1 protein-coding gene is annotated in these 444 nt (G+C 58.6%); it reads right to left on the reverse strand.

Annotation, left to right across the window (positions count from 1 at the left end; all coding sequences use genetic code 11):
* On the reverse strand, nt 1-386 hold a 386-nt coding region (locus B3C64_RS02700; RefSeq protein ID WP_291533553.1), incomplete at its 3' end, for a DnaJ domain-containing protein.
* Between the last annotated feature and the right edge of the window lie 58 nt (nt 387-444).

Below are 444 nucleotides of genomic sequence, written 5' to 3' on the forward strand. Positions count from 1 at the left end.
TTCGGATTGCCTCCACCGTTGGTCTGGAAACGGATACGGGACCCGTTGCCGCCCATGCCGGCGCCGCCGCCGAACATCGAACCGAAAATGTCGGAGAATCCGCTGGCATCGAATCCGCTGGCTCCGGAACCACCCGCGAAACGCGCGCCGCCCATGCCGAACTGGCGAATCGCATCGTACTTCTGGCGGTTCTGCTTGTTGCTCAGCACGTCATACGCCTCGGAGATGTCCTTGAACTTCTCCTCGGCCTCCTTGGTCTTGTTCAGATCAGGGTGGTACTTGCGCGCCAGCTTGCGGTATGCCTTGGTGATCTCCTCGTCAGTGGCCTCCTTGGAGACACCGAGGACCTTGTAGAAATCCTTGCTCAACCATTCATTCTCAGCCATGCTGTGCCTCCTTCCATGAGGCTAGGCCCCTCATGCGAGGGGCCTATACATATGTTTT

This window comes from Bifidobacterium sp. UBA6881 (assembly GCA_002451435.1).
In the GTDB taxonomy this organism is placed as follows: Bacteria; Actinomycetota; Actinomycetes; order Actinomycetales; family Bifidobacteriaceae; genus Bifidobacterium.